General features: G+C 59.4%; 27 protein-coding genes. 18 read left to right on the plus strand and 9 right to left on the minus strand.

All coding sequences use genetic code 11. The annotated features are described in order from the left end of the window. Genes pdxA through D4A39_RS10140 form a run of 3 tightly spaced genes read right to left on the minus strand, consistent with a single transcriptional unit; the run spans position 1 to position 4,623 of the window. Complete coding sequence (pdxA, locus tag D4A39_RS10130; RefSeq protein ID WP_233552462.1) at positions 1–1,029, minus strand: 4-hydroxythreonine-4-phosphate dehydrogenase PdxA; 1,029 nt, start codon at positions 1,027–1,029, stop codon at positions 1–3. Next, positions 1,026–2,351 carry a peptidylprolyl isomerase gene (locus tag D4A39_RS10135; RefSeq protein WP_022984601.1) on the minus strand — a complete coding sequence of 442 codons (1,326 nt, stop codon included), beginning with the start codon at positions 2,349–2,351 and terminating at the stop codon, positions 1,026–1,028. Before D4A39_RS10135 ends, pdxA begins: the two co-directional genes overlap by 4 nt. Next, a complete protein-coding gene (locus D4A39_RS10140) occupies positions 2,344–4,623 on the minus strand; it encodes an LPS-assembly protein LptD (protein ID WP_022984602.1) in 2,280 nt (759 codons plus the stop codon). Before D4A39_RS10140 ends, D4A39_RS10135 begins: the two co-directional genes overlap by 8 nt. 88 nt (positions 4,624–4,711) lie before the next feature. Here D4A39_RS10140 and D4A39_RS10145 point away from each other — a divergent pair, with 88 nt between their 5' ends. From D4A39_RS10145 to D4A39_RS10175, 7 genes are all read left to right on the plus strand, one after another. Further along, positions 4,712–5,716, plus strand: a complete 1,005-nt coding sequence (locus D4A39_RS10145; protein WP_119918052.1) for an aminoglycoside phosphotransferase family protein — start codon at positions 4,712–4,714, stop codon at positions 5,714–5,716. Continuing rightward, the gene (gene murU / locus D4A39_RS10150) at positions 5,713–6,378 is read left to right on the plus strand and encodes an N-acetylmuramate alpha-1-phosphate uridylyltransferase MurU (RefSeq protein WP_022984604.1); all 666 of its coding nucleotides are present in this window, start codon (positions 5,713–5,715) and stop codon (positions 6,376–6,378) included. The genes D4A39_RS10145 and murU overlap by 4 nt, the downstream gene beginning before the upstream one ends. Before the next feature lie 70 nt (positions 6,379–6,448). Then, positions 6,449–7,123, plus strand: coding sequence for a ribulose-phosphate 3-epimerase (gene rpe, locus D4A39_RS10155; RefSeq protein WP_022984605.1), 675 nt, complete (start codon positions 6,449–6,451; stop codon positions 7,121–7,123). A gap of 115 nt (positions 7,124–7,238) precedes the next feature. Further along, positions 7,239–7,757: an NlpC/P60 family protein gene (locus D4A39_RS10160; RefSeq protein WP_022984606.1), complete on the plus strand. Its 519-nt coding sequence runs from the start codon at positions 7,239–7,241 to the stop codon at positions 7,755–7,757. Positions 7,758–7,898: 141 nt separating this feature from the next. Further along, a complete protein-coding gene (locus tag D4A39_RS10165) occupies positions 7,899–8,153 on the plus strand; it encodes a type II toxin-antitoxin system RelE/ParE family toxin (RefSeq protein WP_233552478.1) in 255 nt (84 codons plus the stop codon). Between the two features lie 30 nt (positions 8,154–8,183). After that, the gene (locus D4A39_RS10170) at positions 8,184–8,501 is read left to right on the plus strand and encodes a HigA family addiction module antitoxin (RefSeq protein ID WP_119918053.1); all 318 of its coding nucleotides are present in this window, start codon (positions 8,184–8,186) and stop codon (positions 8,499–8,501) included. Positions 8,502–8,639: 138 nt separating this feature from the next. After that, positions 8,640–8,879 carry a hypothetical protein gene (locus D4A39_RS10175; protein ID WP_147393907.1) on the plus strand — a complete coding sequence of 80 codons (240 nt, stop codon included), beginning with the start codon at positions 8,640–8,642 and terminating at the stop codon, positions 8,877–8,879. Between the two features lie 104 nt (positions 8,880–8,983). Here D4A39_RS10175 and D4A39_RS10180 read toward each other — a convergent pair whose 3' ends face one another. Both D4A39_RS10180 and D4A39_RS10185 read right to left on the minus strand, forming a co-directional pair. Next, on the minus strand, positions 8,984–9,610 hold the full coding sequence (locus D4A39_RS10180; protein ID WP_199699452.1) for an HD domain-containing protein: 627 nt from the start codon (positions 9,608–9,610) through the stop codon (positions 8,984–8,986). Between the two features lie 335 nt (positions 9,611–9,945). Beyond that, positions 9,946–10,407: a winged helix-turn-helix transcriptional regulator gene (locus D4A39_RS10185; protein ID WP_022984611.1), complete on the minus strand. Its 462-nt coding sequence runs from the start codon at positions 10,405–10,407 to the stop codon at positions 9,946–9,948. A gap of 143 nt (positions 10,408–10,550) precedes the next feature. Between D4A39_RS10185 and D4A39_RS10190 the strand changes: the two genes are divergently transcribed. Further along, the gene (locus tag D4A39_RS10190; RefSeq protein ID WP_119918055.1) at positions 10,551–11,660 is read left to right on the plus strand and encodes an NADH:flavin oxidoreductase; all 1,110 of its coding nucleotides are present in this window, start codon (positions 10,551–10,553) and stop codon (positions 11,658–11,660) included. Between the two features lie 337 nt (positions 11,661–11,997). Here D4A39_RS10190 and D4A39_RS10195 read toward each other — a convergent pair whose 3' ends face one another. Further along, on the minus strand, positions 11,998–13,305 hold the full coding sequence (locus D4A39_RS10195) for an MFS transporter (RefSeq protein ID WP_022984613.1): 1,308 nt from the start codon (positions 13,303–13,305) through the stop codon (positions 11,998–12,000). A gap of 152 nt (positions 13,306–13,457) precedes the next feature. Between D4A39_RS10195 and cyoA the strand changes: the two genes are divergently transcribed. From cyoA to D4A39_RS10245, 10 genes are all read left to right on the plus strand, one after another. Then, positions 13,458–14,471 (plus strand): ubiquinol oxidase subunit II, encoded by a 1,014-nt coding sequence (cyoA, locus tag D4A39_RS10200; protein ID WP_035481882.1) that lies wholly within the window; start codon positions 13,458–13,460, stop codon positions 14,469–14,471. Between the two features lie 38 nt (positions 14,472–14,509). Continuing rightward, positions 14,510–16,510, plus strand: coding sequence for a cytochrome o ubiquinol oxidase subunit I (gene cyoB, locus D4A39_RS10205; protein WP_022984615.1), 2,001 nt, complete (start codon positions 14,510–14,512; stop codon positions 16,508–16,510). Continuing rightward, entirely contained in the window at positions 16,503–17,144 is a 642-nt protein-coding gene (gene cyoC / locus D4A39_RS10210) for a cytochrome o ubiquinol oxidase subunit III (RefSeq protein WP_022984616.1), read from the plus strand. The genes cyoB and cyoC overlap by 8 nt, the downstream gene beginning before the upstream one ends. Further along, complete coding sequence (cyoD, locus tag D4A39_RS10215; protein ID WP_102791387.1) at positions 17,141–17,497, plus strand: cytochrome o ubiquinol oxidase subunit IV; 357 nt, start codon at positions 17,141–17,143, stop codon at positions 17,495–17,497. Before cyoC ends, cyoD begins: the two co-directional genes overlap by 4 nt. A gap of 139 nt (positions 17,498–17,636) precedes the next feature. Further along, positions 17,637–18,350, plus strand: coding sequence for an SURF1 family protein (locus D4A39_RS10220; protein WP_233192140.1), 714 nt, complete (start codon positions 17,637–17,639; stop codon positions 18,348–18,350). Between the two features lie 18 nt (positions 18,351–18,368). After that, positions 18,369–19,703 carry an ATP-binding protein gene (locus D4A39_RS10225; protein ID WP_233552463.1) on the plus strand — a complete coding sequence of 445 codons (1,335 nt, stop codon included), beginning with the start codon at positions 18,369–18,371 and terminating at the stop codon, positions 19,701–19,703. A 3-nt stretch (positions 19,704–19,706) separates the two neighbouring features. Then, on the plus strand, positions 19,707–20,252 hold the full coding sequence (locus tag D4A39_RS10230) for a response regulator transcription factor (protein WP_119918056.1): 546 nt from the start codon (positions 19,707–19,709) through the stop codon (positions 20,250–20,252). Between the two features lie 148 nt (positions 20,253–20,400). Continuing rightward, entirely contained in the window at positions 20,401–20,823 is a 423-nt protein-coding gene (locus D4A39_RS10235) for a VOC family protein (RefSeq protein WP_022984621.1), read from the plus strand. A 55-nt stretch (positions 20,824–20,878) separates the two neighbouring features. Then, positions 20,879–21,889, plus strand: coding sequence for an AraC family transcriptional regulator (locus tag D4A39_RS10240; RefSeq protein WP_119918057.1), 1,011 nt, complete (start codon positions 20,879–20,881; stop codon positions 21,887–21,889). 93 nt (positions 21,890–21,982) lie between these two features. After that, entirely contained in the window at positions 21,983–22,612 is a 630-nt protein-coding gene (locus tag D4A39_RS10245; protein ID WP_022984623.1) for a sterol desaturase family protein, read from the plus strand. Between the two features lie 16 nt (positions 22,613–22,628). Here D4A39_RS10245 and D4A39_RS10250 read toward each other — a convergent pair whose 3' ends face one another. The 3 genes from D4A39_RS10250 to D4A39_RS10260 all read right to left on the minus strand — a co-directional run bounded on the left by D4A39_RS10250 (position 22,629) and on the right by D4A39_RS10260 (position 24,189). Further along, positions 22,629–22,970 (minus strand): DUF3301 domain-containing protein, encoded by a 342-nt coding sequence (locus tag D4A39_RS10250; protein WP_119918058.1) that lies wholly within the window; start codon positions 22,968–22,970, stop codon positions 22,629–22,631. Then, the gene (locus tag D4A39_RS10255; protein WP_022984625.1) at positions 22,967–23,533 is read right to left on the minus strand and encodes a DUF1415 domain-containing protein; all 567 of its coding nucleotides are present in this window, start codon (positions 23,531–23,533) and stop codon (positions 22,967–22,969) included. The genes D4A39_RS10250 and D4A39_RS10255 overlap by 4 nt, the downstream gene beginning before the upstream one ends. Positions 23,534–23,733: 200 nt before the next feature. Further along, positions 23,734–24,189, minus strand: coding sequence for an MOSC domain-containing protein (locus D4A39_RS10260; protein ID WP_119918059.1), 456 nt, complete (start codon positions 24,187–24,189; stop codon positions 23,734–23,736). Positions 24,190–24,355: the final 166 nt, after the last annotated feature.

The raw sequence follows: 24,355 nt of genomic DNA on the forward strand, positions 1-24,355 counted from the left end.
TCATGGGTCCTGTGGGGTCGCCAGATTCAGCGCCAGGCGGGTAGCAGCGACCAGGCTGCCAACCTTGGCCTGGCCGGTACCTGCCAGCTCGAAGGCGGTGCCGTGGTCCACGGAGGTGCGGATAAACGGCAGCCCCAGGGTGATGTTGATAGCTTCGCCAAAACCGGCGTACTTGAGTACGGGCAGGCCCTGATCATGGTACATGGCGAGTACGGCATCGTGCTGGTTCAGCAATGCAGGCTGAAAGGCGGTATCAGCGGGCACCGGGCCAGTGAGGGTAAAGCCCTGCTGGCGCAAGTGCTCAAGTGTAGGGATGATCACGTCCAGTTCTTCGCGCCCCAGATGGCCGCCTTCCCCGGCATGGGGGTTGAGGCCCAGCACCAGAATGCGTGGCTGCGCAATGCGGTACTTGTTGACCAGATCATCGCGCAAAATGGTGAGAGTGCGGGTCAGGCTATCGGGGGTGATAGCGGCGGGGACTTCACTGAGCGGAAGATGGGTGCTGGCCAGCGCCACACGCAGGTCGCGGGCTGTCAGCATCATCACCACCCTGTCTACGGCGGCTTGCGCAGCCAGAAACTCGGTATGCCCGGTAAAGGCAGGGTCGGCACCCTCGCAGATCACGTTCTTGGCGACCGGAGCTGTCACCATGGCCGAAAAGGTGCCGTCCAGGCAGCCACGGGCGGCGCGGGTGAGCATATCCAGGGTGCCCTGGCCGGTGGCCGGGTTGGGTTGGCCTGCGGTCACCGGGGCGCCGGCGGGAGTGTGCCACACGCAGACAAAATCCGGGGTCAGCGGGTCACGAATGGCGGGGTCGCCGGGCTGCCAGTCACCCAGGGAGGGTGTCTTGCCAAGCAGGGCGGCCCGTTGGCTCAATACGGCTTTGTCACCAATCAGCACCAAGGGCTGCTCTGGAAACAGAGCGGGCAAGGCCAGAGCCAGATCCGGACCGATACCGGCCGGGTCGCCGCAGGTAATGGCAATGGGACGTTCTGGTGTCAGACGTCCGGCGTCCGACGGCTGGCTCACAGGCGAATATCCACGTAGGACTCGCCGCGTTTTTCCTGAATCCAGGTTTCCAGTTCTTCTTCGAAACGGCGCTTCTGAAGCGCCTGGGTTGCCTGCATACGGCGGAATTCGTCGCTCATGTCCGTATCGCGAATGTCGTCGACGCGCAGGAAATGCCAGCCGTACTGGGTCTCAAAAACGGGCGACAGCTCACCCGTCGGGGTATTGAGCATCATGTCTTCGAATTCCGGCACCATTTCACCCCTGTTGACCCAACCCAGTTCGCCGCCATTACGGGCGCTGCCCGGGTCATCAGAATGCTCGGCTGCCACCGGGGCAAATTCACTTTGCCCGCTGGCGATCTGGTCGTGCAGGCGCTGGGCTTGCGCGTGGGCCTGTTCACTGTTGGTCAGGGCGTCGGTCTTGATCAGTACATGGCGCACCTGATACTGGGTCACTACCTTCTCGGCGCCGCCACGGCGGTCGATCATCTTGAGAATGTGAAAGCCGGCGCCAGAGCGAATGGGAGCTGAAATCTCGCCCTTTTGCAGTGAAAGGGCGGCTTCGGAGAACAGGCTTGGCCACTGGGCCGCCGGTCGCCAGCCCAGATCACCGCCTTCCAGGGCCTTGGGGCCATCTGAGACGGATACCGCCACTTGCTGGAAATCTTCACCGCCGGCAAGGCGATTCTCAACGTCCTGGGCCTTGGACTGGGCAGCCTGGACGTCTTCCGGCGATGCGCCACCGGGTACGCGAATCAGGATATGGCCGAGGCGAAAATCTTCCTCGAACATCTGCTTACCCATCTCGGAGCCCAGAAAACGGTCCACTTCACGGTCTGTGATGCGGATACGGGAGGCGACACTGCGTTGCTGCAGGCGGGAGATGATCATGTCTTCGCGGATCTGCTCGCGGAACTGGTTCCAGTCGTAACCGTCTTCACGCATGGCGGCGGCGAAGTCTTCCAGGGTCATACCGTTCTGGCGAGCGATGCCCGACATGGCCTGGTTGAGGCTGGCATCGTCCACCTTGATGCCTGCGCGCTCTGCCAGTTGAAGTTGCACCCGCTCGGTGATCATGCGGTCCAGCACCTGTTCGCGCATGATGGCGGGAGGGGGCAGTTGCTGGCCCTTGTCCTGGAACTGCAGGGCGATCACGTTGATGCGCTCATCCAGTTCGCTGGCCATGATGGCGCCATCATTCACGACAGCCACAATGCGATCCAGCATCTGAACTTTAGCCTGGCCCAGTACCGGAAGGGACAAGGCCATGGCCAGCATCAACCAGCGCAGGGCGCTGGTGGGGTGAATGCTGCGTGCAGCGTGCAGCGTCTGGTTATTCATACTCTCTCCTGTATCCCGGAATACTGCGTTCCAGCAAGGAATCCACCTGGCCACCAAAGCCGCCCAGGCCGATCATCTGAATCTGGAACCAGACGGTGCTGTCGGCTTCCAGATCGCCGTCGCCATCGTCATCAGTGAGCTCACGCTGACTGAGCAAGCGCAGTTTCCAGCAGCAATTACGATATTCTGCCCCGGCCATGGTCTCCAGGGTGCGTTCATTGTCCAGGTCGTACATCCAGCGTCCGACAATGCGCCAATGGCGATGTACGGGCAGGATGGCACTTATTTCCGATTGCTGGATATCGTCGGCGGGGCGGTCGTGGAAGCCCATGTTGAAAATACGCCGTTCGCGGTCGTTGTAACCGATCTGGAAGTTGGAGCGTTCCCGCTCATTAGCCTCCAGATCCCATTGTGCCTCAGTGTAGAGGTACCAATCGTTGGCAAAGTTCCACCGCAGGTCACCGACCAGAGGGGTCTGGTCGTCGGTGGGGTCTTCCAGGGAATCCTCGGTGAAGACCTTGCGATCATCGAAGTAGAACCCCTGGGCGGCCCGCAGACGCAGTTGTTCCCTGCCGCTGGCATCGTGGAGGAAACGACTGGTCAGGCCCACGGCCAGCTTTTCTTCATCGCCGATGCGGTCGTAGCCGATAAAGCGATTTTCCCGGAACAGGGAATTGTAGGAAAAGGTCACTTCACGGGTGTCGAAGTTGGGCAGGCTGTCCTGTTCTTCGAAGGCGACCTTGTTGACGAACAGGCGAGGTTCCAGGGTTTGTGTGAAGGCGCTGCCGAACCAGTTGGTCGGACGTTCGAACACCAGCCCGGAGTCCAGGCTGGCACCCCAGGTGGTCATGTCCGGGTTGTCTTCCTCGGTGGCATCCACGCTGTCGAGCTTGTACTGGGTGTGATACAGCCGCGCGCGGGGTTCGACGAACCACCAGCTGTCCTGCAGGCGCATGCTCAGGGCGGGAGCCACATGGCCACGCAGGCCAGAAGCTTTGCCGCTGTCGTCGGAGCTGCTGCGTTCGAAGGCGGTCATGTCCGATAGCCATAGCCCCTTTACCGGGCCCACCAGCGTCGGGTCGCCGGTGATTTGCAGCTGTGGCAAGCGGCGGTAGGGCAGGTCTTCATCGGCCAGCGTCGGGTCGATGGTTTGCCAGGACTGCATGCGCCCCAGTACCTGCCAGGTGCGACCGTAGTAGCGTGCTTCAGCCAGCCGCGGCAGGTGAGTCTGGGAGCTGATTTCGAGGCCGGTATCCAGATCCTTGAAGTAGAAGTCATCGGATACGTAGTTGAAATCGGTCTTCAGGTTCCAGCGCCCTACATTCCCCAGATGCGACCAGCGTGCCACCTGCCGGTTTTCATCATCGAACTTGCGGTCGTTGAAAAGAATGCCGTAGCTCACTTCCCCCTCACCGTAGGGGGTCAGGTAACGGAACTCCGTGTCCGCGCCACTGCCACGACCGTCGATATAACGCGGAGCAATAGTGGCGTCCATCTGAGGGTGAAGATTGATGTAGATCGGCTGCGAGATATCCAGTCCGTTGTCATCACCCAGTGCGATGGTGGGGAACAGCAGGCCGGTCTTGCGCCGGTCATCAATCGGGAAAGTGATCCAGGGTAGCCAGAATACCGGGGTGCTCTTTACTTTCAGTACGACGTCATTGGCTTCGCCCCAGCCCTTGTCCCGGTCAAGGAAAATGCGTTTGCCGTGCAGTGACCAACCATTGGAACCGGGTTGGCAGGTGGTATAGCTGCCGTTGGTAATGGTGGTGGTCGTGTCGGTCAGGAAGATGTAATCCGCACTGCCTCGGGAGGACAGGTCAAACAGGGAGTACCGCACCCCCTGCAGGCTGCCTTCCCGGCGGCTGGTTTGACCGCTCATGCTGTCGGCAATAAAGGTCGCTTTATTGCTTTCAAGGCGCAGGCCGCTCTCCAGTTCGTATTTACCGGTAGACTGATCCAGCTGGGCGACATCTGTGGTGATACGGCGGCCGGGCTGTTCAATCAGAACGTCGCCGTCCAGTGAGATCAGGCCGTCCTGGGTCAGGGTGGAATGGTCGGCGGTGACTACCGTGTCGCTCCCTTCCACCGGGATCCCCACGGCCGGGTTATAGTAGATGCCGCCGCACCAGTCAGGGATCACGCGCTGCTGCACCGCAGGGAACGTGGCCATTTGTTCGCGGTCCACCCAGTTAAGGTCGTTATCCGCGTTGCTGGCCCCGGCGATGAATAGCAGGGCGGGTATCAGAATTCGTTGTGTGGGCAGTGGCATCGGCTGCTCAGAACAGGTAAAAAGGCCGTTTTGCACAGACGCGGCTGTGCGTCTGTAAAAGCGGCAGTGTAATGGAACAAGGAAGGCAATGCAGCCTGATAAAAGTAAATCTGACGTAACCCCTGACCCGCGCAAGGCGGATCTGGACCAGTGGGTAAGCGCTTACCTTGGTGCGCAGGTGGTGGGCGAGACCGCCTCTGCCGATGCCAGTTTTCGCCGCTATTTCCGTTATCAGCACGATGGCCGAAGCCTGGTGGCCATGGATGCGCCGCCCAGTCACGAGGACTGTCGGCCCTTTATTGATGTGGCCGGGCGGCTGGACGCCGCCGGGGTGCATGTGCCGAAAATCGTCCATCAGGATCTGGCCCAGGGCTTTTTGCTGCTCACCGACATGGGCACCGAGACCTGGCTACATGCCCTCAACGAGGCCAATGCGGACCGCTGGTACAGCGCGGCCATCGATACCCTGATTACTCAACAGCAATATGCCGACGTGGCCGGGCTGCCGGTCTACGACGAGGCCCTGTTGCAGCGCGAGCTTGAGCTGTTCCCCCAGTGGTATCTGTTCCGCCACCGCGAGATGGTGGTCACCGGCGAGCTGCGTCAACGGCTGGACCGGGTATTTGACCGGCTCATCGATTCCGCCCTGGCTCAGCCCCGGGTGTTTGTGCACCGCGACTACATGCCCCGTAACCTGATGGTCTCCGAGCCCAATCCGGGTGTGATCGATTTCCAGGATGCTGTGGCCGGGCCGATTACCTACGACGTGATCAGCCTGTTCAAGGATGCTTTCCTGAGCTGGCCAGAAGCGCGGGTGTTGAACTGGCTGCGCGAGTATTTCGACAAGGCCACGGCGGCTGGCCTGCCGGTGCCGAAGGATTTTGACACTTTCCTGCGCGATTGCGATTTGATGGGCGCCCAGCGCCATATCAAGGTGATCGGCATCTTCGCGCGGATCTGTCACCGTGACGGCAAGCCCAAATATCTGGGCGATGTGCCGCGCTTCTTTGCCTATCTGCGCACGGTCATCGCCCGTCGCCCGGAATTGGCCGACCTGCAGTGGGTGCTGGACCAGCTTGAGGACAACCCGTGAAGGCCATGATACTGGCAGCGGGCTATGGCAAGCGCATGCGCCCACTCACCGATCACACCCCCAAGCCTTTGCTTCAGGCGGGGGGCAAGGCCCTGATCGAATACCACATCGAGGCCCTGCGGGATGCCGGCTTCGCGTCGCTGGTGATCAACAGTGGCTGGCTGGGCGACACCCTGGCCGAGGCGCTGGGGGACGGTAGCCGCTATGGCATTCCCATCGTCTGGTCTCACGAAGGCACCCCGCTGGAAACCGCCGGAGGCATCAAGCGTGCCTTGCCGCTGCTGGGCGACGCCCCGTTTGCCCTGATCAATGGCGATATCTGGACCGATTACGACGTGTCCCGGTTGCTCATCGAGTGCGATGATCCTGTGCATCTGGTGCTGGTGGACAACCCCCCGCACCACCCGCAAGGGGATTTTCATCTGACAGACACCGCCCGGTTGCGCGATAATACCGACCCGAGACTGACCTATGCCGGGATCGGCCGGTTTGACCCGGCCCTGTTCGCAGCGCTGCCGGAGGGCGAAGCCAAACTGGCCCCCGTGCTACGTCAGGCCATGGCCCGTGACGCGGCCAGCGGCGAGCATCATCGCGGCCAATGGTGGGACATCGGCACCCCGGAACGTCTCGACGAACTGGATCGATTGCTGACCCAACGCTGAGAACAACGTGTGTGGAACCACCACTCCCACAGTGACGGTACTGCGCCAACTGCACTATTGAGGATTTATCATGCCCAAGCAGGATTACCTGATTGCCCCCTCCATTCTGGCTGCCAACTTCGCTCGCCTGGGCGAAGAATGCGATAACGTACTGGCCGCCGGGGCAGACGTGATCCACTTCGACGTGATGGACAACCACTACGTGCCCAACCTCACCATTGGCCCCATGGTGTGCAAGGCCCTGCGCGATCATGGCATTACCGCCCCCATCGACGTGCACCTGATGGTCAGCCCGGTGGATGACCTGATCGGCATGTTCGCCGAAGCCGGCGCCAGCTACATCACCTTCCACCCGGAAGCCAGTCAGCACGTGGACCGCTCCCTGCAGCTGATCAAGAGCCACGGCTGCAAAGCCGGTCTGGTACTCAACCCGGCCACCCGTCCGGACTGCCTGGAATACGTGATGGACAAGCTGGACATGATCCTGCTGATGAGCGTCAACCCCGGCTTCGGCGGCCAGAAATTCATCCCCAACACCCTGGATAAAGTCCGCAAGGTGCGCGAACTCATTGATGCCAGCGGCCATGACATTCGCCTGGAAGTGGACGGCGGCGTCTCCGAAAAGAACATCCGCGAAGTGGCCGCCGCCGGCGCCGACACCTTCGTGGCCGGCTCCGCCATCTTTGGCAAAGACGACTACGCCACCGTCATCCAGCAAATGCGAGAAGAGCTCGCCCAGGCCTAACAACAAAGCCCTGTCGGAGCGCCGCATGAGGCGCTCCTGCCTCAATGGTTAGTCTCTTGGAACCTTCCTGCTCTTTGGCTGCCTCACCCCCTAAGTCAGCCATCGCTTTCGCGCCATGCACCGCCATTTCAGTTTCTCCTTTTCGTTTCCCGCCGTCCTGCTGTTCGCCAGCCTGGCGTCCTGTTCCCTTGTCCCTCCGGAACGCCAAGCCCCGCCCCCTGAGATCGTTGATGCCCCACAGGATCTCCCGTCCCGGCAGACCCTCATCCTCGATAGCCTGCTCGCCCAAAAAGAAGACTGGCAAGGCGTTCCTTACCGCTACGGTGGCCTTAGCTCCAAAGGCGTGGACTGCTCCGGCTTCGTCTACCTCACCTTCCTCTCGCAACTGAACATGAAAGTCCCTCGCACCACCTCGGCACTCATGGAGGAAGGCGAACCTGTCGCCCGCAACGAACTGGAAATCGGCGACCTGGTGTTTTTCCGCACCGGCCCGGGCAACCGCCATGTGGGTATCTATATGGGGGGGGATGAATTTATGCATGCCTCGGTAAGCAACGGCGTGATGCAGTCCTCGCTGAAAAACCCGTATTGGCGCGAGCGCTATTGGATGGCGAGACGGTTGGTGGAGCGGTAGCCCGCGCTCCGGTTTTCTTACGCTGGCAGTGTGTTTTGTAGAGGATGGCTTACATAAACAGGTAAGGGGTTGAGCTAAGGTTATCTCCCGAATTGGGGATTAGACTAAAGTTCACCGATGGGCACAGGTACCGCGCTCATGATGTCGTGTCGGGTGCTGGAGGGTTACTTCTTTAATGGCGGAGCTTGTCCGGCGCCCAAGAGTATCGAGGGGGCGCTCAAACGCAGACTTGAAATCCTTCATATCGCCAACGGCGAGCAGGATTCAAGGGTGCCTCCAGGAAACAGATCTGAGCACCTGAATGGAAAGTTGAAGCATTGGTGCTCGATTCGGGTCAACAAGCAATACCGCTTGGTGTTCACGTGGGATAAGGGTAAAGCGTTCGATGTATCTTGATCCCCATCAGTACAGGTGAAAGGTGACATCATGGTTGAAGCATTGAGGCTGCCAGCGCATCAGCACACCAGCGTGGGAGCCGTGCTCAAGGAAGAATTCCTTGAGCCCCTGAAGATTACTCAGGGGGAGCTGGCCAAGGCGATGGGCGTTAGTCGCAAGACTGTCAATGAGCTGTGCGGAAACCACCGCGGCGTCACGGCGGAAACCGCGTTTCTGTTGGCCAAGGTACTGGGCACAACCCCGGAGTTCTGGCTCAATCTTCAATACATGAATGACATGTGGTTGGCCATGCACAAGGAGTCCCTGGCCAAGAAGGTGGCTGCGGCCAAGTCGTTGGTTGCAGCTTGATTGGTGGCTGATCTTTCATCCAGCTGCAACATGAAAGACCTGACCTCTGTGTTCGAAGGATAGGTTCCGTTTTAGAGTTAACGCTTTATGCATCAGCTAGTGTTGTATTTTCTGGGTATCGTTTTCGCTTGGGGTCTTATGGAACTGCTGCTAAGACGTGGTTTCATGAAATCAACGAATGCGGCCTTGATGCTGTCTTTGTCGGCCATGATGGGTATTGTCCGTATTGTGGATTGGGAGATGAATTCTCCTGTCGTCAATGCAAGAACGGGCAAGCAGATCACCGCTGAAGACTTTTTTTTCATTAATGGGGGGGTGGTTTTATTTTGCTTTATTGCTTCGGTATTGCTTGAGATCAGGAAAAGGTCAAACTCATAGGTGCGGGTTGGGGAGAAAGTCTTGCATCGTGTGTGGAAATGGAAAATCAACACGGGATGCCGGTTTTCTGAAATCGCGCCGTAAGCGTGTATTCAGGGACAGCGTTAGCGCCGCAGCTTCACAAGCGTACGGCTGAGGTTGTTTCTTGCCGGCAACTCCAGTTTCTCCCTCAGCGCCAGGGTGTGATAAATCACCTGCGAATCCAGAAAACCCTGCAACACCGCACGACGCCCTTCCCCAAACGCCTCCTCCGACACAAAGGCATACTCTTGCCGAATCCAGACTTCATAGCAGTCATACAGTTCTGCATCCGAGCCCAGAATACCTAGATCAATATCTTGCAGTAGCGCCATGTCCATATCGGTGGGTGGGTGCGGGTGAATGGTAGCGAGGATGAGGGTGTGGACGCGATTTTTCTGATCCTTTGTGAGGGTGCTGCTCGCGAAATGCTCAGCGAACCAGTCGGCGCTGCGGGCTTCGTTGTCGCTGGCGCGGGGATCGTAGACTACGTCGTGAGCCCAGAGGGCCAATTCCACGGTCAGCTGATCGTCGGCCAGGTGGCGGTAGTGGTCCAGCCACTTCAGGCAGGCGGCTACGTGATCCAGGGTGTGGTAGTGGCGATGGGGTTCGCTGTAGAGGGTGGCCAGTTGTTGCCAGGTGGCATCGGGTTCGGGCAGCAGTGGGGCGACAGTGGTGTGCCATCGTTGTTGCAGTGCGGATACGGTGGTCATCCAGTTTCTCAAATCGTCTGGCGAGGCGATCTACTGTATCAGGAGAGTGAGGTTGGCGGGTTATTTAGCCAGCCCAGATCGGTATCGCGCAGCACCCCTTAAGGGACAGGCACGGTTATCGCTGCGATGACGGGGCAGGTAGTCGTGGAGCATCCAGGTGAGTGCCACTATCACCTCACATTCGCCATGCAAGCATGATTTATTCGCTTCGCTCACCCCTTCGGGGCCGCACTGCGTGCGTTACTCCGCTTCGCTCCGTTCCCACAAAAACCGTTAACTACTGTGTTCGGTGGTGATCGCGCCGCCAGCGACGCTCCTTCGGGGGCGTTGGGGAGTTAGCCCGCCTCCTCAAACGGCTTGCCGTTTTCATCCACAAACCGCACATCCCGCACCGTCAGCGGCTGCCCCTGCTGATTCTGGACGGTGACCGGGGCCAGTGGCTCGCCAGTCTGACGATCCACCAGCTTCATGCTGTCCTGTGCCCCATTCCAGCGTTCGCTCCACTGGCGCAAGGCGGTGACCACGGTGAACAGGTCACGGCCCTTGTCGGTGAGCCGGTATTCGTAGCGCTTGCCGTGTTCGCCCACATCCACGCGCACCATCACGCCGTTCTCGACCAGGCGGGAGAGGCGGTTGCAGAGGATGTTCTTGGCGATTCCCAGGCTGTTCTGGAAGTCCACATAGCGGCGGGTGCCCAGCATGGCCTGTTTCACGATCAGCAGGGACCACCAGTCGCCGACCTCGTTAAGAGCAGAGGCAACACAGCATCCCATTTCGTCAAAGCGTTTACGTGTCATGGCGCTAGTGTACGCCACAATGGTTGCAAAACGAAACCAAATAAGGTTTCATCGTGAAACCAAATTATATGGCCGGGCGCTTCCCGGCGAACAGAAGCGCTGATTCTGTTGATTTTTTGAAGACGAAATTCGGGAGAGTACCTATGAGCGGTTCACTGGATAGCCTGTTGCGTCCTTTTGAGCATAAATCACTGAAGCTGCGAAACCGGGTGGCCATGGCCCCGATGACCCGCACCTTTTCCCCGGGCTATGTGCCCAATGAGGAAGTGGTGGGTTACTACCGCCGCCGCGCCGAAGGTGAGGTGGGGTTGATCATTACCGAGGGTACCTTTGTGGGCCACAAGGCCGCCAATGGCTACGAGCGGGTGCCGGCGATTTATGGCGATGAGGCCATGGCGGGCTGGAAGAAGGTGGTGGATGCCGTGCATGAAGCCGGTGGCCAGATCATTCCGCAGCTGTGGCATGTGGGCGCGGTGCGCAAGGCCGGCATCGGCCCCGACAAGGAAGTGCCCGGTTATTCCCCGTCCGGGCTGTTCAAGCCAGGAAAGGAAAATGGTCATGCCATGACCAAGGAAGACATCCAGGACGTGATCCAAGCCTTTGCGGACTCCGCCAAGGCCGCCAAAGCCGTGGGGTTTGATGGCGTGGAGATTCACGGAGCCCACGGTTACCTGCTGGACCAGTTTTTCTGGGAAGGCACCAACCAGCGTGACGACGAGTACGGTGGCTCCATCGAGAACCGGGCGCGCATCGGCGTGGAGATCGTCAAGGCGGTCCGTGAAGCAGTTGGCGAGGATTTTGCCATCGTGCTGCGCTTCTCGCAGTGGAAACAGCAGGATTACGAGGCCAAGCTGGCCCAGACCCCGGAAGAGCTGGAACGCTTCCTGATGCCGTTCGTGGAGGCGGGCGTGGATATCTTCCATGCGTCGACCCGACGTTTCTGGCTGCCGGAGTTTGAGGGCTCTGATCTGAATCTGGCGGGCTGGACCAAGAACATTACCGGCAAGCCGGTGATTTCGGTTGGTAGCGTGGGCCTGGACGGCGACTTCCTCAACAGCCCGGAAGGCATGGGTGGCACCGCCAACCCGGCGGCGTTGGATGAGCTGACCCGACGCATGGACAACGACGAGTTTGACCTGATTGCGGTGGGCCGTGCCCTGCTGCAGGACCCCAACTGGCTAGTGAAGATGCGTGACGGCAAGGAAGACGAGATTGAGCCGTTTACCAAGAAAGCGTTGGGGAGTTTGAGCTGATAGCTATAAGCTTCAAGCTGCAAGCTACAGCGCAGGCTCGGGTCTGAAAGGAAGGAGGCCGCGTCCATAGGTTGGGTGCGGCCTTTTTCGTTGGTGTAGATGGTTATGTGGGAGCGGCGGTTCCACCGCGAAAAACGCCGGGCCACGGCTATCGTGGTCGAACGACCGCTCCCACAGTGCGGCTTTCCCGGGTTCGCGTGTTGCATGTTGCGTGTAGCCTGATGCGGTCGCGAAGCAACCCCAAATGAAGAGGCCGCGCCTGGAATCCGGGCGCGGCCTCTCTGGTTTCAGCTGAACGACGGCGTCAGTCCGCGTTTCAACTTTGAACTTTACACTTTCAGCTCTCTTCGCCCTGATCTTCCAGAGACTGGTTGATGGCCAGGGCCAGCAGGGTGCAGATGACGCCGGAGAGCAGGTACACGGTTACCGACAGCAGCCCGAATTTGGCGGACAGGCCCAGAGCCACCAGCGGAGCAAATGCCGCGCCGAACAGCCAGGCGAAATCAGAGGTCAGGGCGGCGCCGGTGTAGCGGAAGCGCGGAGCGAAGTTGGCAGTCACGGTGCCGGAGGCTTGTCCATAGGACACCCCGAGAAGGGCAAAGCCCAACAGAATAAACGTGTCCTGCATGGCGGGACTGCCGCCCATCAACAATGGGGTGAGCAGGCTGAAAATGCCGATCATGGCGGCCAGGGCCCCCACGGTGGTGCGTTTACCAATGCGGGCGGCGATCCAGCCGGAGCCAATGGTCGCCATGATTCCCACAAAACCTCCCAGAATTTGCACGGTCAGCACTTCTGCAGTGGTCTGGCTGCCCTGAAAGGCAATCCACGACAGCGGGAAGATAGTCACCACATGAAACAGCGCGTAGCTGGCGAGGGCGGCGAATGAGCCAATAAAGATGTTGTAGCCCTCTTTGCGCACCATCTCGGTGGTGCGGATCGGCTCCAGCTCACTTTCTTCCATGGCTTCAGTGTACTCCTCGCCCAGCACCAGACGCAGACGGGCAAACAGGGCCACCACGTTGATGGCAAAGGCCACGAAGAACGGATAGCGCCAGCCCCAGCCCAGAAAATCTGCGGCGCTCAGGCTGTTGTACAGGTACAGGAACAGGGCGCTGGCGATCACAAAACCGATAGGCGCGCCCAGTTGGCCGATCATGGCATACCAGCTACGACTTTCTTTGGGAGCATTCAGTGCCAGCAGAGAGGGGAGCCCATCCCAGGAGCCGCCAAACGCGATGCCCTGCATCACCCGAAACAGCGCGAGAAGGGCAATGGCGTAGCCGCCGAGCTTTTCGTAGCCGGGCAGGAACGCAATGCCGGCGGTGGCGGTGCCCAGCAGGAACAGAGCGGCGGTGAGCTTGATGCTTCGGCCCCACTGGCGCTGGATCCACATAAACAGCGCGGTGCCGAAGGGACGCGCCACAAACGCCAGGGCGAACAGCATGAAGGCGTAGAGCATGCCTTGCAGCTGACCGGTGAAGGGGAAAAAGAGCTGAGGGAAGATCAACACCGAGGCGATGCCGTACACGAAGAAGTCGAAGTACTCGGAGGTGCGGCCGATGACCACGCCCACAGCGATTTCGTTGGGAGCCACGGGGGCATGACTCTGGCCTTGAACAGGGGCCGGATAGGTATGGGACATGTTGTGCGCTCTTGCTCTACTGTTGTTATCGGTGCATTGATTTACGTCAATGCTCACCTAGGACTTTAAGCGCATGGGACAAAATGTCCAATACCCGCTTTGCAACCTGCTGGATAGAGTTCCCCCATCATAAACCAACCTGAAAAACGCCAATGCAATTAGTTAGATATTTGCGTGGAGCGTCGTTGACGTTGCTAGCGACCCTTCTGCTTTCCGGTTGTGACACCGTTGTGATGTCGCCTTCCGGTGATGTGGCCCTGCAACAGCGGGATCTGCTGGTCTGGGCCACCGTGTTGATGTTGCTGGTCATTGTGCCTGTGATCGTGCTGACCCTGTGGTTTGCCTGGCGCTACCGCGAGACCAATACCGAAGCGACCTACAAGCCGGAATGGACCCATTCCACGGTGCTGGAACTGGTGATCTGGTCTGTGCCGCTGATGATTATCATCGCGCTGGGGGCTATGACGTGGGTAAGTACCCACAAACTGGATCCCTACCGTCCGCTGGATCGCATTGATGCGCAGACCCCCGTGCCGGTGGGCCTGGAGCCACTCACCGTGGAAGTGGTGGCACTGGACTGGAAGTGGCTGTTTATCTACCCGGAGCAGGGTATCGCCACCGTCAATGAGCTGGCGGCGCCGGTGGATCACCCGATCCGCTTCAAGATCACTGCCTCCACCATGATGAATTCGTTCTTTATCCCGGCCATGGCTGGCCAGATCTATGCCATGGCGGGCATGGAGACCAAGCTCCATGGGGTGATTAACGAGCCGGGCGTCTACAAGGGCTTTTCCGCCAACTACAGCGGCGCCGGCTATTCCCAGATGAAGTTCGATTTCCACGGTCTCAGCGAGGCAGATTTTGATGCCTGGGTGGCCAAGGCCAAGGCCAGTGACAACGCGCTGGACCGGGAAACCTACCTGGAACTGGAAGCCCCGAGTATCGACGACCCGGTGACATTCTATGGCCAGGTGGACCCGACCCTGTATCACGCGATTTTCAACCGTTGCGTGGCACCGGGCCAGACCTGCATGGAAGACCTGATGTACCACAGTGGCATGGGCCAGCACGGCGGCCACCACGGTGAGGCAGACACCGGCCATGAGGGCCACGGGAAGCATGAAGGTCACGCTGGGCACGACCAGCATGGAGGCCATCATGACTAATACAGCATTCCTGATCGCTAACGCAGTAGGTGCCGCCCATGTTTGAGAACCTGGACCTGACCAAGCTGATCTTTGGTCGCCTTACCTGGGACGCGATTCCCTTTCATGATCCGATCATCCTCGGCACCTTCGCTGTGGTGGCGGTGGGCGGTATCGCGCTGCTTGCCGCGCTGACCCGCTACAAGCTGTGGGGCTACCTGTGGAACGAGTGGTTCACCACCATCGACCACAAGAAAATCGGCATCATGTACATCATTCTTGGCCTGGTGATGCTGCTGCGCGGCTTTGCCGATGCCATCATGATGCGTCTGCATCAGGCCATGGCCTTTGGGGATTCCACCGGCTACCTGCCGCCGCACCACTACGACCAGATCTTCACTGCCCACGGCGTGATCATGATCTTCTTCGTGGCCATGCCGCTGGTAACCGGGATCATGAACTACCTGATTCCGCTGCAAATTGGCACCCGCGATGTGGCCTTCCCGTTCCTGAACAACTTCAGCTTCTGGATGACCACCGGCGGTGCGGTACTGATGATGGTGTCGTTGTTCATTGGTGAATTCGCCAAGACCGGCTGGCTGGCCTACCCGCCATTATCGGGGATATTGCAGAGTCCCGGAGTCGGGGTGGATTACTACATCTGGGCGTTGCAGATCGCCGGGGTGGGTACGCTGCTGTCCGGGGTGAACCTGCTGGTGACCATCGTCAAGATGCGGGCGCCGGGCATGAGCCTGATGAAAATGCCGGTGTTCACCTGGACCTCCCTGTGCACCAACGTGCTGATCGTAGCCGCCTTCCCGGTGTTGACGGCGGTACTGGCCATGCTGTCCATGGACCGTTACCTGGATACTGCCTTCTTTACCAACGATCTGGGCGGCAACGCCATGATGTACGTGAACCTGATCTGGATCTGGGGGCACCCGGAGGTGTACATCCTGATCCTGCCGGTGTTCGGTATTTTCTCCGAGATCGTGGCCACCTACAGCCGCAAGCCGCTGTTCGGTTACACCTCCATGGTGTACGCCACCGTGGTGATCACCGTGCTGTCCTACCTGGTGTGGCTGCACCACTTCTTCACTATGGGCTCGGGGGCCAGCGTGAACTCGTTCTTCGGGATCACCACCATGATTATCTCGATCCCCACGGGCGCGAAGATCTTCAACTGGCTGTTCACCATGTTCCGTGGCCGCATCAAGTTCGATGTACCCATGCTGTGGACCGTGGGCTTCATGGTCACCTTTGTAATTGGGGGTATGACCGGGGTGTTGCTGGCGGTGCCGCCGGTGGACTTCGTGCTGCACAACAGCCTGTTCCTGATCGCGCACTTCCATAACGTGATCATCGGTGGCGTGCTGTTTGGTCTGTTCGCCGGTATTACCTACTGGTTCCCGAAGGCCACCGGTTACAAGCTGGACGAGTTCTGGGGCAAGATGTCCTTCTGGTTCTGGCTGATCGGTTTCTACTTCGCCTTCATGCCGTTGTACGTGCTTGGTCTGATGGGCGTGACCCGTCGTGTCAGCCACTTCGAGGACCAGTCTCTGCAGATCTGGTTCCAGATCGCTGCCCTGGGGGCGTTCCTGATCGCCATTGGTATTGCCGCCTTTATCATCCAGTTGGTGGTGAGCTTCCTGCGCCGCGAGAGCCTGCAGGATGAAACCGGTGATCCCTGGGATGGCCGTACGCTGGAGTGGTCTACCTCCTCGCCGCCGCCGCCGTACAACTTTGCGTTCACCCCGCAGGTGCACGATCTGGATGCCTGGTGGCAGATGAAGCAACACGGCTTCCAGCGCCCTGAATCCGGCTTTATCCCGATTCACATGCCCAAGGGTACCTGGGCGGGTATCGTGCTCTCCGGTATCAGTGTGGTGGTCGGGTTTGCCCTGATCTGGCACATGTGGTTGCTGGCAGGGGTGTCTTTTGTGGCCCTGATCGGCACTGCGATCTACCACACCTTCGATTACGACCGTGACTACTACATTCCGGCGGAAGAAGTAGAGCGGATTGAAGCAGAACGTACACGGAAACTAGCCAATGTCTGATACCACGATGACTGCTGCTGCAACCGACAGCAGCCAGAACGGCCAGCTGGAGTTTCTTGTGAAGGGGGATCATCACCCCCAGAACGGCACCCTGCTGGGTTTCTGGATCTACCTGATGAGCGACTGCCTGATCTTCGCTTGTCTGTTCGCCACCTACGGTGTGCTCGGCCGCAGTTATGCGGGTGGGCCTACCGGGATGGAACTGTTCGATCTGAACCTGATCGCCATCAGCACCTCGTTGTTGTTGATCTCGTCCATTACCTACGGCTTTGCCATGCTGCAGATGCAGGCCAATCGGTTGAAGGGGACGATGTTCTGGCTGGCCGTGACCGGCTTGCTGGGCGCCGGCTTCCTGGGGCTGGAACTGTATGAGTTTCATCACCTGATTCACGTAGGTGCCGGCCCGCAGACCAGTGGCTTCTGGACGGCATTCTTCGCGCTGGTGGGGACTCACGGCCTGCACGTATTCTTCGGCATCGTGTGGCTGGTGACCCTGCTGCTCCAGCTGAAGAAGCGCGGCCTGATCCCGGAAAACAAGCGCCGGGTATTCTGCCTGTCCATGTTCTGGCACTTCCTGGATGTGGTCTGGATCGGCGTCTTCACTTACGTTTATCTGATGGGAGTGCTGCCATGAGCGAGCATACACACGATCATGATCATCACGATGCAGACATTCCCCACGTTTCCCTGAAGGAATACCTGACGGGCTTCGTGCTGGCGGTGATTCTCACCGTGATCCCGTTCTGGTTGGTGATGGGCGGCGTGTTCGAGAGCTCTGCCACCACCGTCATGGTGATTCTGGGCTTTGCCCTGGTGCAGATTGTTGTGCACATGGTGTTCTTCCTGCACATGAACTTCCATTCGGAAGGCGGCTGGAACATGCTGGCCCTGATTTTCACGCTCATCCTGGTCTTCATTACCCTCGCCGGTTCCCTGTGGGTGATGCATAACCTGAACGTGAACATGATGCCGGGGATGATGGACTAGGGTTACGGTCATTCCCGCTGTGGGAGCTTGCCTGCAAGCGGTGCATGCCTCGCAAGTTAGGTAATCGCTTGCAGGCAAGCTCCCACAGGTTCTTAACCCTTCCTCCTTCCCCTTTCCCCACGTTTGAAGAGGCATGACTATGGCTCGTCGACGTCTTCTTGTTTTCCTGTTTCTGTTGCTGACGGCGTTGGCCTTTGTCGGCTTTATGGCGTTGGGTGTCTGGCAGGTAAAACGGCTGGCCTGGAAGGAAGACCTGATCGCCCGCGTCGATGCCCGGGTGCATGCCGAGGCCGTTGAGGCCCCTGCCCGGAAGGCCTGGGCAGAGGTATCCGAAGAGCAGCATGAATACCTGCATGTGCAGTTGAGCGGGCAGTATCGCGCCCAGGCGGTTGCACTGGTGGCCGCTGCCACGCAGGAAGGGCAGGGCTATTGGGTGATGGCGCCACTGCAGCGCAATGACGGCAGCTGGGTGTATGTGAACCAGGGGTTTGTGCCCCAGGCAGAGCGCGAGGCCGCCAGCAAGGGCGCCTATACCCCGGCGGGGCCGGTCACGGTGAAGGGGCTGTTGCGCCTGAGTCATCCGGGTGGTGGCGTGCTACGCGACAATGTACCGGCGGAAAACCGCTGGTATTCCCGTGATGTGGACGCCATGGCGGCGCAACAGGGGCTGTCCCCGGTGGCGCCGTATTTTGTGGATGCCGAGGCCGCTGGCGCGGGCCTGCCCGTGGGCGGGCTCACAGTGATTCAGTTCCGCAATAATCATCGGGTCTATGCCCTGACCTGGTTTGCGCTGGCGCTGGGGATGGTGCTGGCGGCCTGGTTGGTGCTGCGGGATTCACGCCGAAAGCGCTAAACTGGGGTCATGGAAACCATGTCATCTGCTCATTCAACCTCGTCGGCGTCTGCGCCGGGTCCGCTGTTTTCGGCCATTCGCCGCAACAGCGATGACATCACCGGACGCAAGAACCTGCAATTGCTGATCCAGCTGCGCTGGATCGCCATGTTTGGCCAGCTTGCCACCATCCTGGTGGTCAATTACGGCTTTGGCATTCGTTTGCCGGTGGCGCAAATGCTGGTGGTACTGTTTGGCCTGTTGCTGCTCAATGCGGTCAGTCTGCTGCGCCTCAAGTTGCCAAAGAGCATCGGTAATACCGAGCTGTTTCTGTCACTGTTGATCGATGTGGCGACCCTTACCATGTTGCTTGCGCTTAGCGGCGGTGCCACCAACCCCTTTGTATTCCTCTATTTGCTGCAGGTGATTCTGGGGGCGGTGTTGCTGGAGGTGTGGTCCACCTGGGTAATCCTGGTCACCACGACGCTGTGTTTTGGATGGCTGGCCTGGTACGGGCATCCGCTGCCCATGCCGCTGGATCATTCCAAAGGGCTGTTCAGCCTCTACATCGAAGGGATGCTGATCTGCTTTGTGCTCAACGGTGTGCTGTTGGTGATTTTCATCAACCGTATTACCCGTAATCGCCGCCAGCGTGATGAACACCTGGCCGAGTTGCGCCAGCGAGCCGCAGAAGAAGAGCATATTGTGCGTATGGGCTTGCTGGCCTCCGGTGCGGCCCATGAACTGGGCACCCCATTGGCGACCCTGTCGGTGATTCTGGGGGACTGGAAGCATATGGAGCCTTTCAAATCCGATGGTGATATGGCCCAGGAAATTGCTGAAATGCAGACCCAGGTACTGCGCTGCAAGTCGATCGTCAGCGGCATCCTGTTGTCCGCGGGTGAGGCCCGCGGAGAGTCGTCGGAAGAAACCACCGTTCGGGAGTTTCTGGATGAGCTGGTGGAGGAATGGCGCGATACCCGCCCGGTGAAGGATTTTATTTACCTCAACGATTTCGGTACGGATTTGAGTATCGTTTCCGATTCGGCACTGAAACAGAGTATTCACAACGTTCTGGACAATGCTCTGGAAGCGTCGCCGAACTGGGTCCGGCTGGATGTTCATCGCGAAGAGGAAACCCTGCTGGTATCAGTGACCGATCGGGGGCCGGGTTTTCCCGCGGAGATGCTGGATAACCTGGGGCGCCCCTATCAGTCCAGCAAAGGGCGGCCGGGCAGTGGACTGGGGTTGTTCCTGGTGATGAATGTCTTGCGCACCCTCGGGGGCAACCTGCGGGCCCGCAATCTGGTCCAGGGTGGGGCGCTGGTGACCTTGTCACTGCCGCTATCGGTCGTGACACTGGAAGAGGAGTGAGACGTGTCTGACGCAGTGGAAGAACGTTTGCTGTTGATTGTCGAAGACGACGAGGCGTTTGCCCGAACCCTGAGCCGGTCGTTTGAGCGGCGCGGTTACCGGGTGCTCCATGCGGACAGCCTGGAAAGCGCACAGGGTCTGCTGGCGGATCACGACCCCGGCTATGCCGTGGTGGACCTGAAACTGAAGGGCGACTCTTCCGGGCTGGCCTGCGTGCAGGCCCTGCATCAGCACGATGACCAGATGTTGATCGTGGTACTCACCGGCTATGCCAGCATTGCCACGGCGGTGGAAGCGGTGAAGCTGGGGGCCTGCCACTACCTTGCCAAGCCATCCAATACCGACGATATCGAAGATGCTTTCAATCGGGCCGAAGGCAATACCGAAGTGTCCCTGACCGCACGTGCCACTGATCTGAAAACCCTGGAATGGGAACGTATTCACGAAACCCTGGCAGAAACCGGGTTTAATATTTCGGAAACCGCGCGTCGCTTGGGGATGCACCGTCGCACGCTGGCTCGCAAGCTGGAAAAGCAGCGGGTGAAGTAGCCCTTACCGTAGGAGCGTCGCTGGCGGCGCGATTCTATAAGGTTGTTATCGCGTCGCCAGCGGCGCTCCTACAAAAAGAGGGGGGTGCGAAAAGCGATCACGCCATTCGATTGGCTATGGAAAGCCCATTATCTCAAGGAGGGAGACCATGACGGATGTACGCGTTAACCCCTATCTGAATTTTCCCGGAAATTGTCGTGAGGCGTTTGCGCTGTATGCGCAGGTACTGGAGGCCGAGATCAGTTTTCTGATCACGATGGGGGAGTCGCCCATGGCCGATCAGGTGCCGCCGGAGAACCACGATCATATTTGTCACATCAGTCTTGAGGCCGAAGGTCTTGTTTTGATGGGGTCGGATTGTCCGCCGGATCAGTATGACAAACCCCAGGGCACCATTATCAATGTGCAGACGCAAACCGCCGCACGGGCAGAAGAGATCTTTACCGCATTAAGCGATGGGGGCGAGACCCGCATGCCTATGGAAGAGACCTTTTGGGCGGAACGTTTTGGCATGTGCATCGACCGCTTCGGGGTGCCATGGATGGTCAACTGCGACAAACCCATGCCCTGACAGGTGCTGGACAAGACAGGTGTCTGTGCCGGCATGAGTTCGTATACTGCTGACCATGAGCCAGACACCTGCTTCCGATAACGGCATTTTTTTATGGATGACCTACCAGGCCATGACCCGCGCCGGGCTGGACTGCGCGGCCATTTTTGCCAGTGTCGGCATGCCGGATGAGCCGCCGGACCAGTCCGAGCGACGGATCAATTCTCCTCAACAGCGTTTCTGGGCCGCGGCGCAACGGGTGAGTGGCGACCCGGATATCGGGCTGCATATTGGTGAGCTGATGCCACCGTTTCGTGGCCAGGTGCTGGAGTACCTGTTTCTGTCCAGCTCCACCTTTGGTGATGGGCTGCAGCGGGCATTGCGCTATAACCGGCTGCTGACAGATGCCCTGCAATTGCAACTGCGGATAGAGTCCGGGGTGGCCATTCTTGCCGGGCTGGAACACTCCGAGCGCCATTATCTCGAGTGCGCCACCACCCTGGTGCTGCGTTTTTTACAGCAGGTCAGCGATGGGGAGTTTCGTCCCGATCGGGTGACGTTCTCCCATGCCCGGGGGGCCAGCGCCGAGGCGTATCAGCGTGTCTACGGTTGCCCGGTGGTGTTGGGGGCGGAAGAGGGGGCAATACATTTCGATGCTGCCCTGTTGGCGCGGTCGTCCCTGGCGGCGGAGCCGGAGCTGTTACGCGTGCATGAAACCCTGGCCGCCCGAAAGCTGGAGGATCTTGCGCGCCAGGATTTTCTGCATACGGTGGAGCAGGCGCTGGGTGGCTTGCTGGAGCAGGGGGGGGCGTCACTGGATGCGCTGGCGGAACGGCTGGGGCGGACACCGCGCAGCCTGCGCAGTGAGTTATCGGCGTTAGGAACCAGCTTCAAGGAGGTGCTGGCCGGTTACCGCGAGCGTTTGGCCCGGCGCCTGTTGGCTCGCACCCAGGAGCCGATTGACCAGATTATCTACCTGACCGGTTTTTCCGAACCGGCGGCCTTTACTCGGGCGTTCAAGCGCTGGACCGGCGAAACCCCCACCGCGTTTCGAAAACGCATGCACGCGGAACACCGCGATTTTTGATCCTGCTGACAGGGCGTTCTCCGCTGGCGATCAAAAGAGACACGGCCTGTGTACGGCATGATGGAGCCTCTGTCATTGTTATGAGGGTTTCCCATGCTTGGTTTTCCTGTCGCGTTGCTCACGGCCAATGCCTTTGAGTGGTATGCCCACAAGGTGTGGCTGCATGAGTATCCCCGCAAGCATCGCAACAGCCCTTTCTTCAGTCATATTCGCCATCACAAACGTGTGCGGCTGAACGGGTTCGAGGACGAGCATTACACGATGCCCATGTTCCAGGATCAGGAAATTTTCAACGAAAAGGTGGCCTTGATCGGGTTGTGTGCGGTGTTTACCCCGACGGTGGCAGTGGCGCCGTTTTTTACCGCGGGGATCTATTATTCCGCCTGGCAGTACTGGCACAAACACAGCAAGGCGCACCTGCAGCCTGAGTGGGCCCGTACCCAACTGCCGTGGCACTACGACCATCACATGAACACCCACCAGGATGCCAACTGGTGCGTTACCCGGCCCTGGTTTGATTACCTCATGGGCACCCGGGTGATTGGTGACGACAGTGTGGCGGAAACCAATCCGTTGGGTATGGCATTGCCCGGCTGGCTGGAACGGCCGGTGAATCGGGTGGCGCGTCGTTTGCTGCCGAAGGCGTTCCAGCGACTGGACGCCAATCGCCATAGTGAACACGGGCGTCGTCAGCGTGGCGAGGTGGAGGAGATCGCCGCCTAGACGAGGAGGCGCAACATCAGTGCAGCTGTTCTGGCGGCGGTGTGTAGCGGTGGGGCGGTAATTCGACTCGCTGCACGACGCCGCCCATGACGATGGTGTGGCCAGAATAGCGCTCGCCGCCGGTGACGGTGAACTCAAACCGGTAAATGCGGGTGATACGCAGTTTGTCATTGCCATCGCGTTGTAGAGTGAGCTTTTCCATCCCTACCGTGTCATCCAGGAATTCCACCTGTTCCCGCTCGCAGTATTTTCGGGTGTAGATCAGGGCGCGTTCACGAATACCGTGGGCGCGCCAGAACAGCGCCGCAATGATCACCACGGTGGTCACCAGCAGGATGTCCGCCAGATCCAGATTCATCGGCGCGCTCCCGGCAGGCCGCCGAACAGGCTATGCCACTGGGCTTCACTCAGGTTATCCAGCGTGTCCATGTTGCGTTCGGGAATGGCCTCTGGGTCCGGGTAGCTGGCCAGCCCGGCCTCCAGGCTCTCTTCGCGTAGCAGGTGCAGTATCGGGTAGGGGGCCCGGTTGGTGTAGTTGCCCGGATCGTCGGCCTCGGTATCGGCAAACTGGTAGGCCGGATGAAAGGTCGCAATCTGGAAGGTGCCTACCCAGTCTTCCTGTTCCAGCAGCGCATCGGCCAGGTCCAGCATGTCGTTGTAGTCGTAGAAGTCGTCCAGCTGGTCGGGAATGATCAGCAGGGTGGTATCGACGGTAGATGCTGGCGTTGTGGCGAGCATTCGCAGCTCGTCAAAGAGATCCTGCATCAGTGTTTCCACATTACGGCTGTCGCTGACCGCGAAGCGCACTTGCCCTTTCTGGAAAGGCTTGCGGGCGAAGGGGCACAGGTTGAGGCCGATCACGACCTGTTCCAGCCACTGGCGGGTCTGGTTGATGTAGCGGGTTTTTTCTACGTCGTTCATGCAGTGAAGCACTCTAAAGATGTCGTAGGGTGGATATTCCCGAAGGGACTTTCCGCCTCTGGGTGTTCATGGCGGAGATTGGCTGACGCCAATTTCCGCCCTACGGTCAGGTTGTATGCCCGCTCGTTGTGGGAGCGATGGTTCCATCGCGACATTGACGCATTGGCTATCGCGGTGAAAGACCGCGCCTACAGGAAACCTCAATCCGGTATTTCAATGGTGTCGCCCACTCTCACTACCCCGGTGGAGAGAATTTCACAACGCAGTCCGCCTCGCCCCATCAACGCCTTGATGATCTGGGTGGGGGTGAGCTCGCCGGCCAGCAGCTTGCCCACCACGGAGCAGGGCTCGCACAGTTCGATGCCGCGCACCCGTACCGGGCCGACCATGAACTCGCGTCCCTCCAGGGCGTTCAGGTCCACGCCCGTGGTGACAATGTTGCGGCGCAGCTGGTGAGGGTGTACCTCCTGACCGAACTCATGATTAAAGGCGTCCACGGCTTCGTGTCCGATCAGGGTGAGCTGTTCCTCAGGCTTGGTGTTCCGCTTGCAGTGGCGGTCGCCGACGATGCCACAGCCGGCACGCAGTTGTACCGCCTCGTGGCCTGTCATGGGCCCGCGGGATTCATCGGCAGTGTAAAGGGCGACAATGTTCATGGTTGGGAACGCTGGACGCCGTATGCCTGGCGCCAAACGCAAAAAGCATCCGGTTGAGGTTATGCGGTCTAGTCTACATGAGCGCAGCTTGTGTGGGAGCCTGCCTGCTGGCGAAATATCGCTTGCAGGCAAGCTTCCACAGCTGCAAGGCCGGCTCTCTGCCGGT

The sequence above is a fragment of the Alcanivorax profundi genome, assembly GCF_003597125.1.
Classification (GTDB): Bacteria; Pseudomonadota; Gammaproteobacteria; order Pseudomonadales; family Alcanivoracaceae; genus Alcanivorax; species Alcanivorax profundi.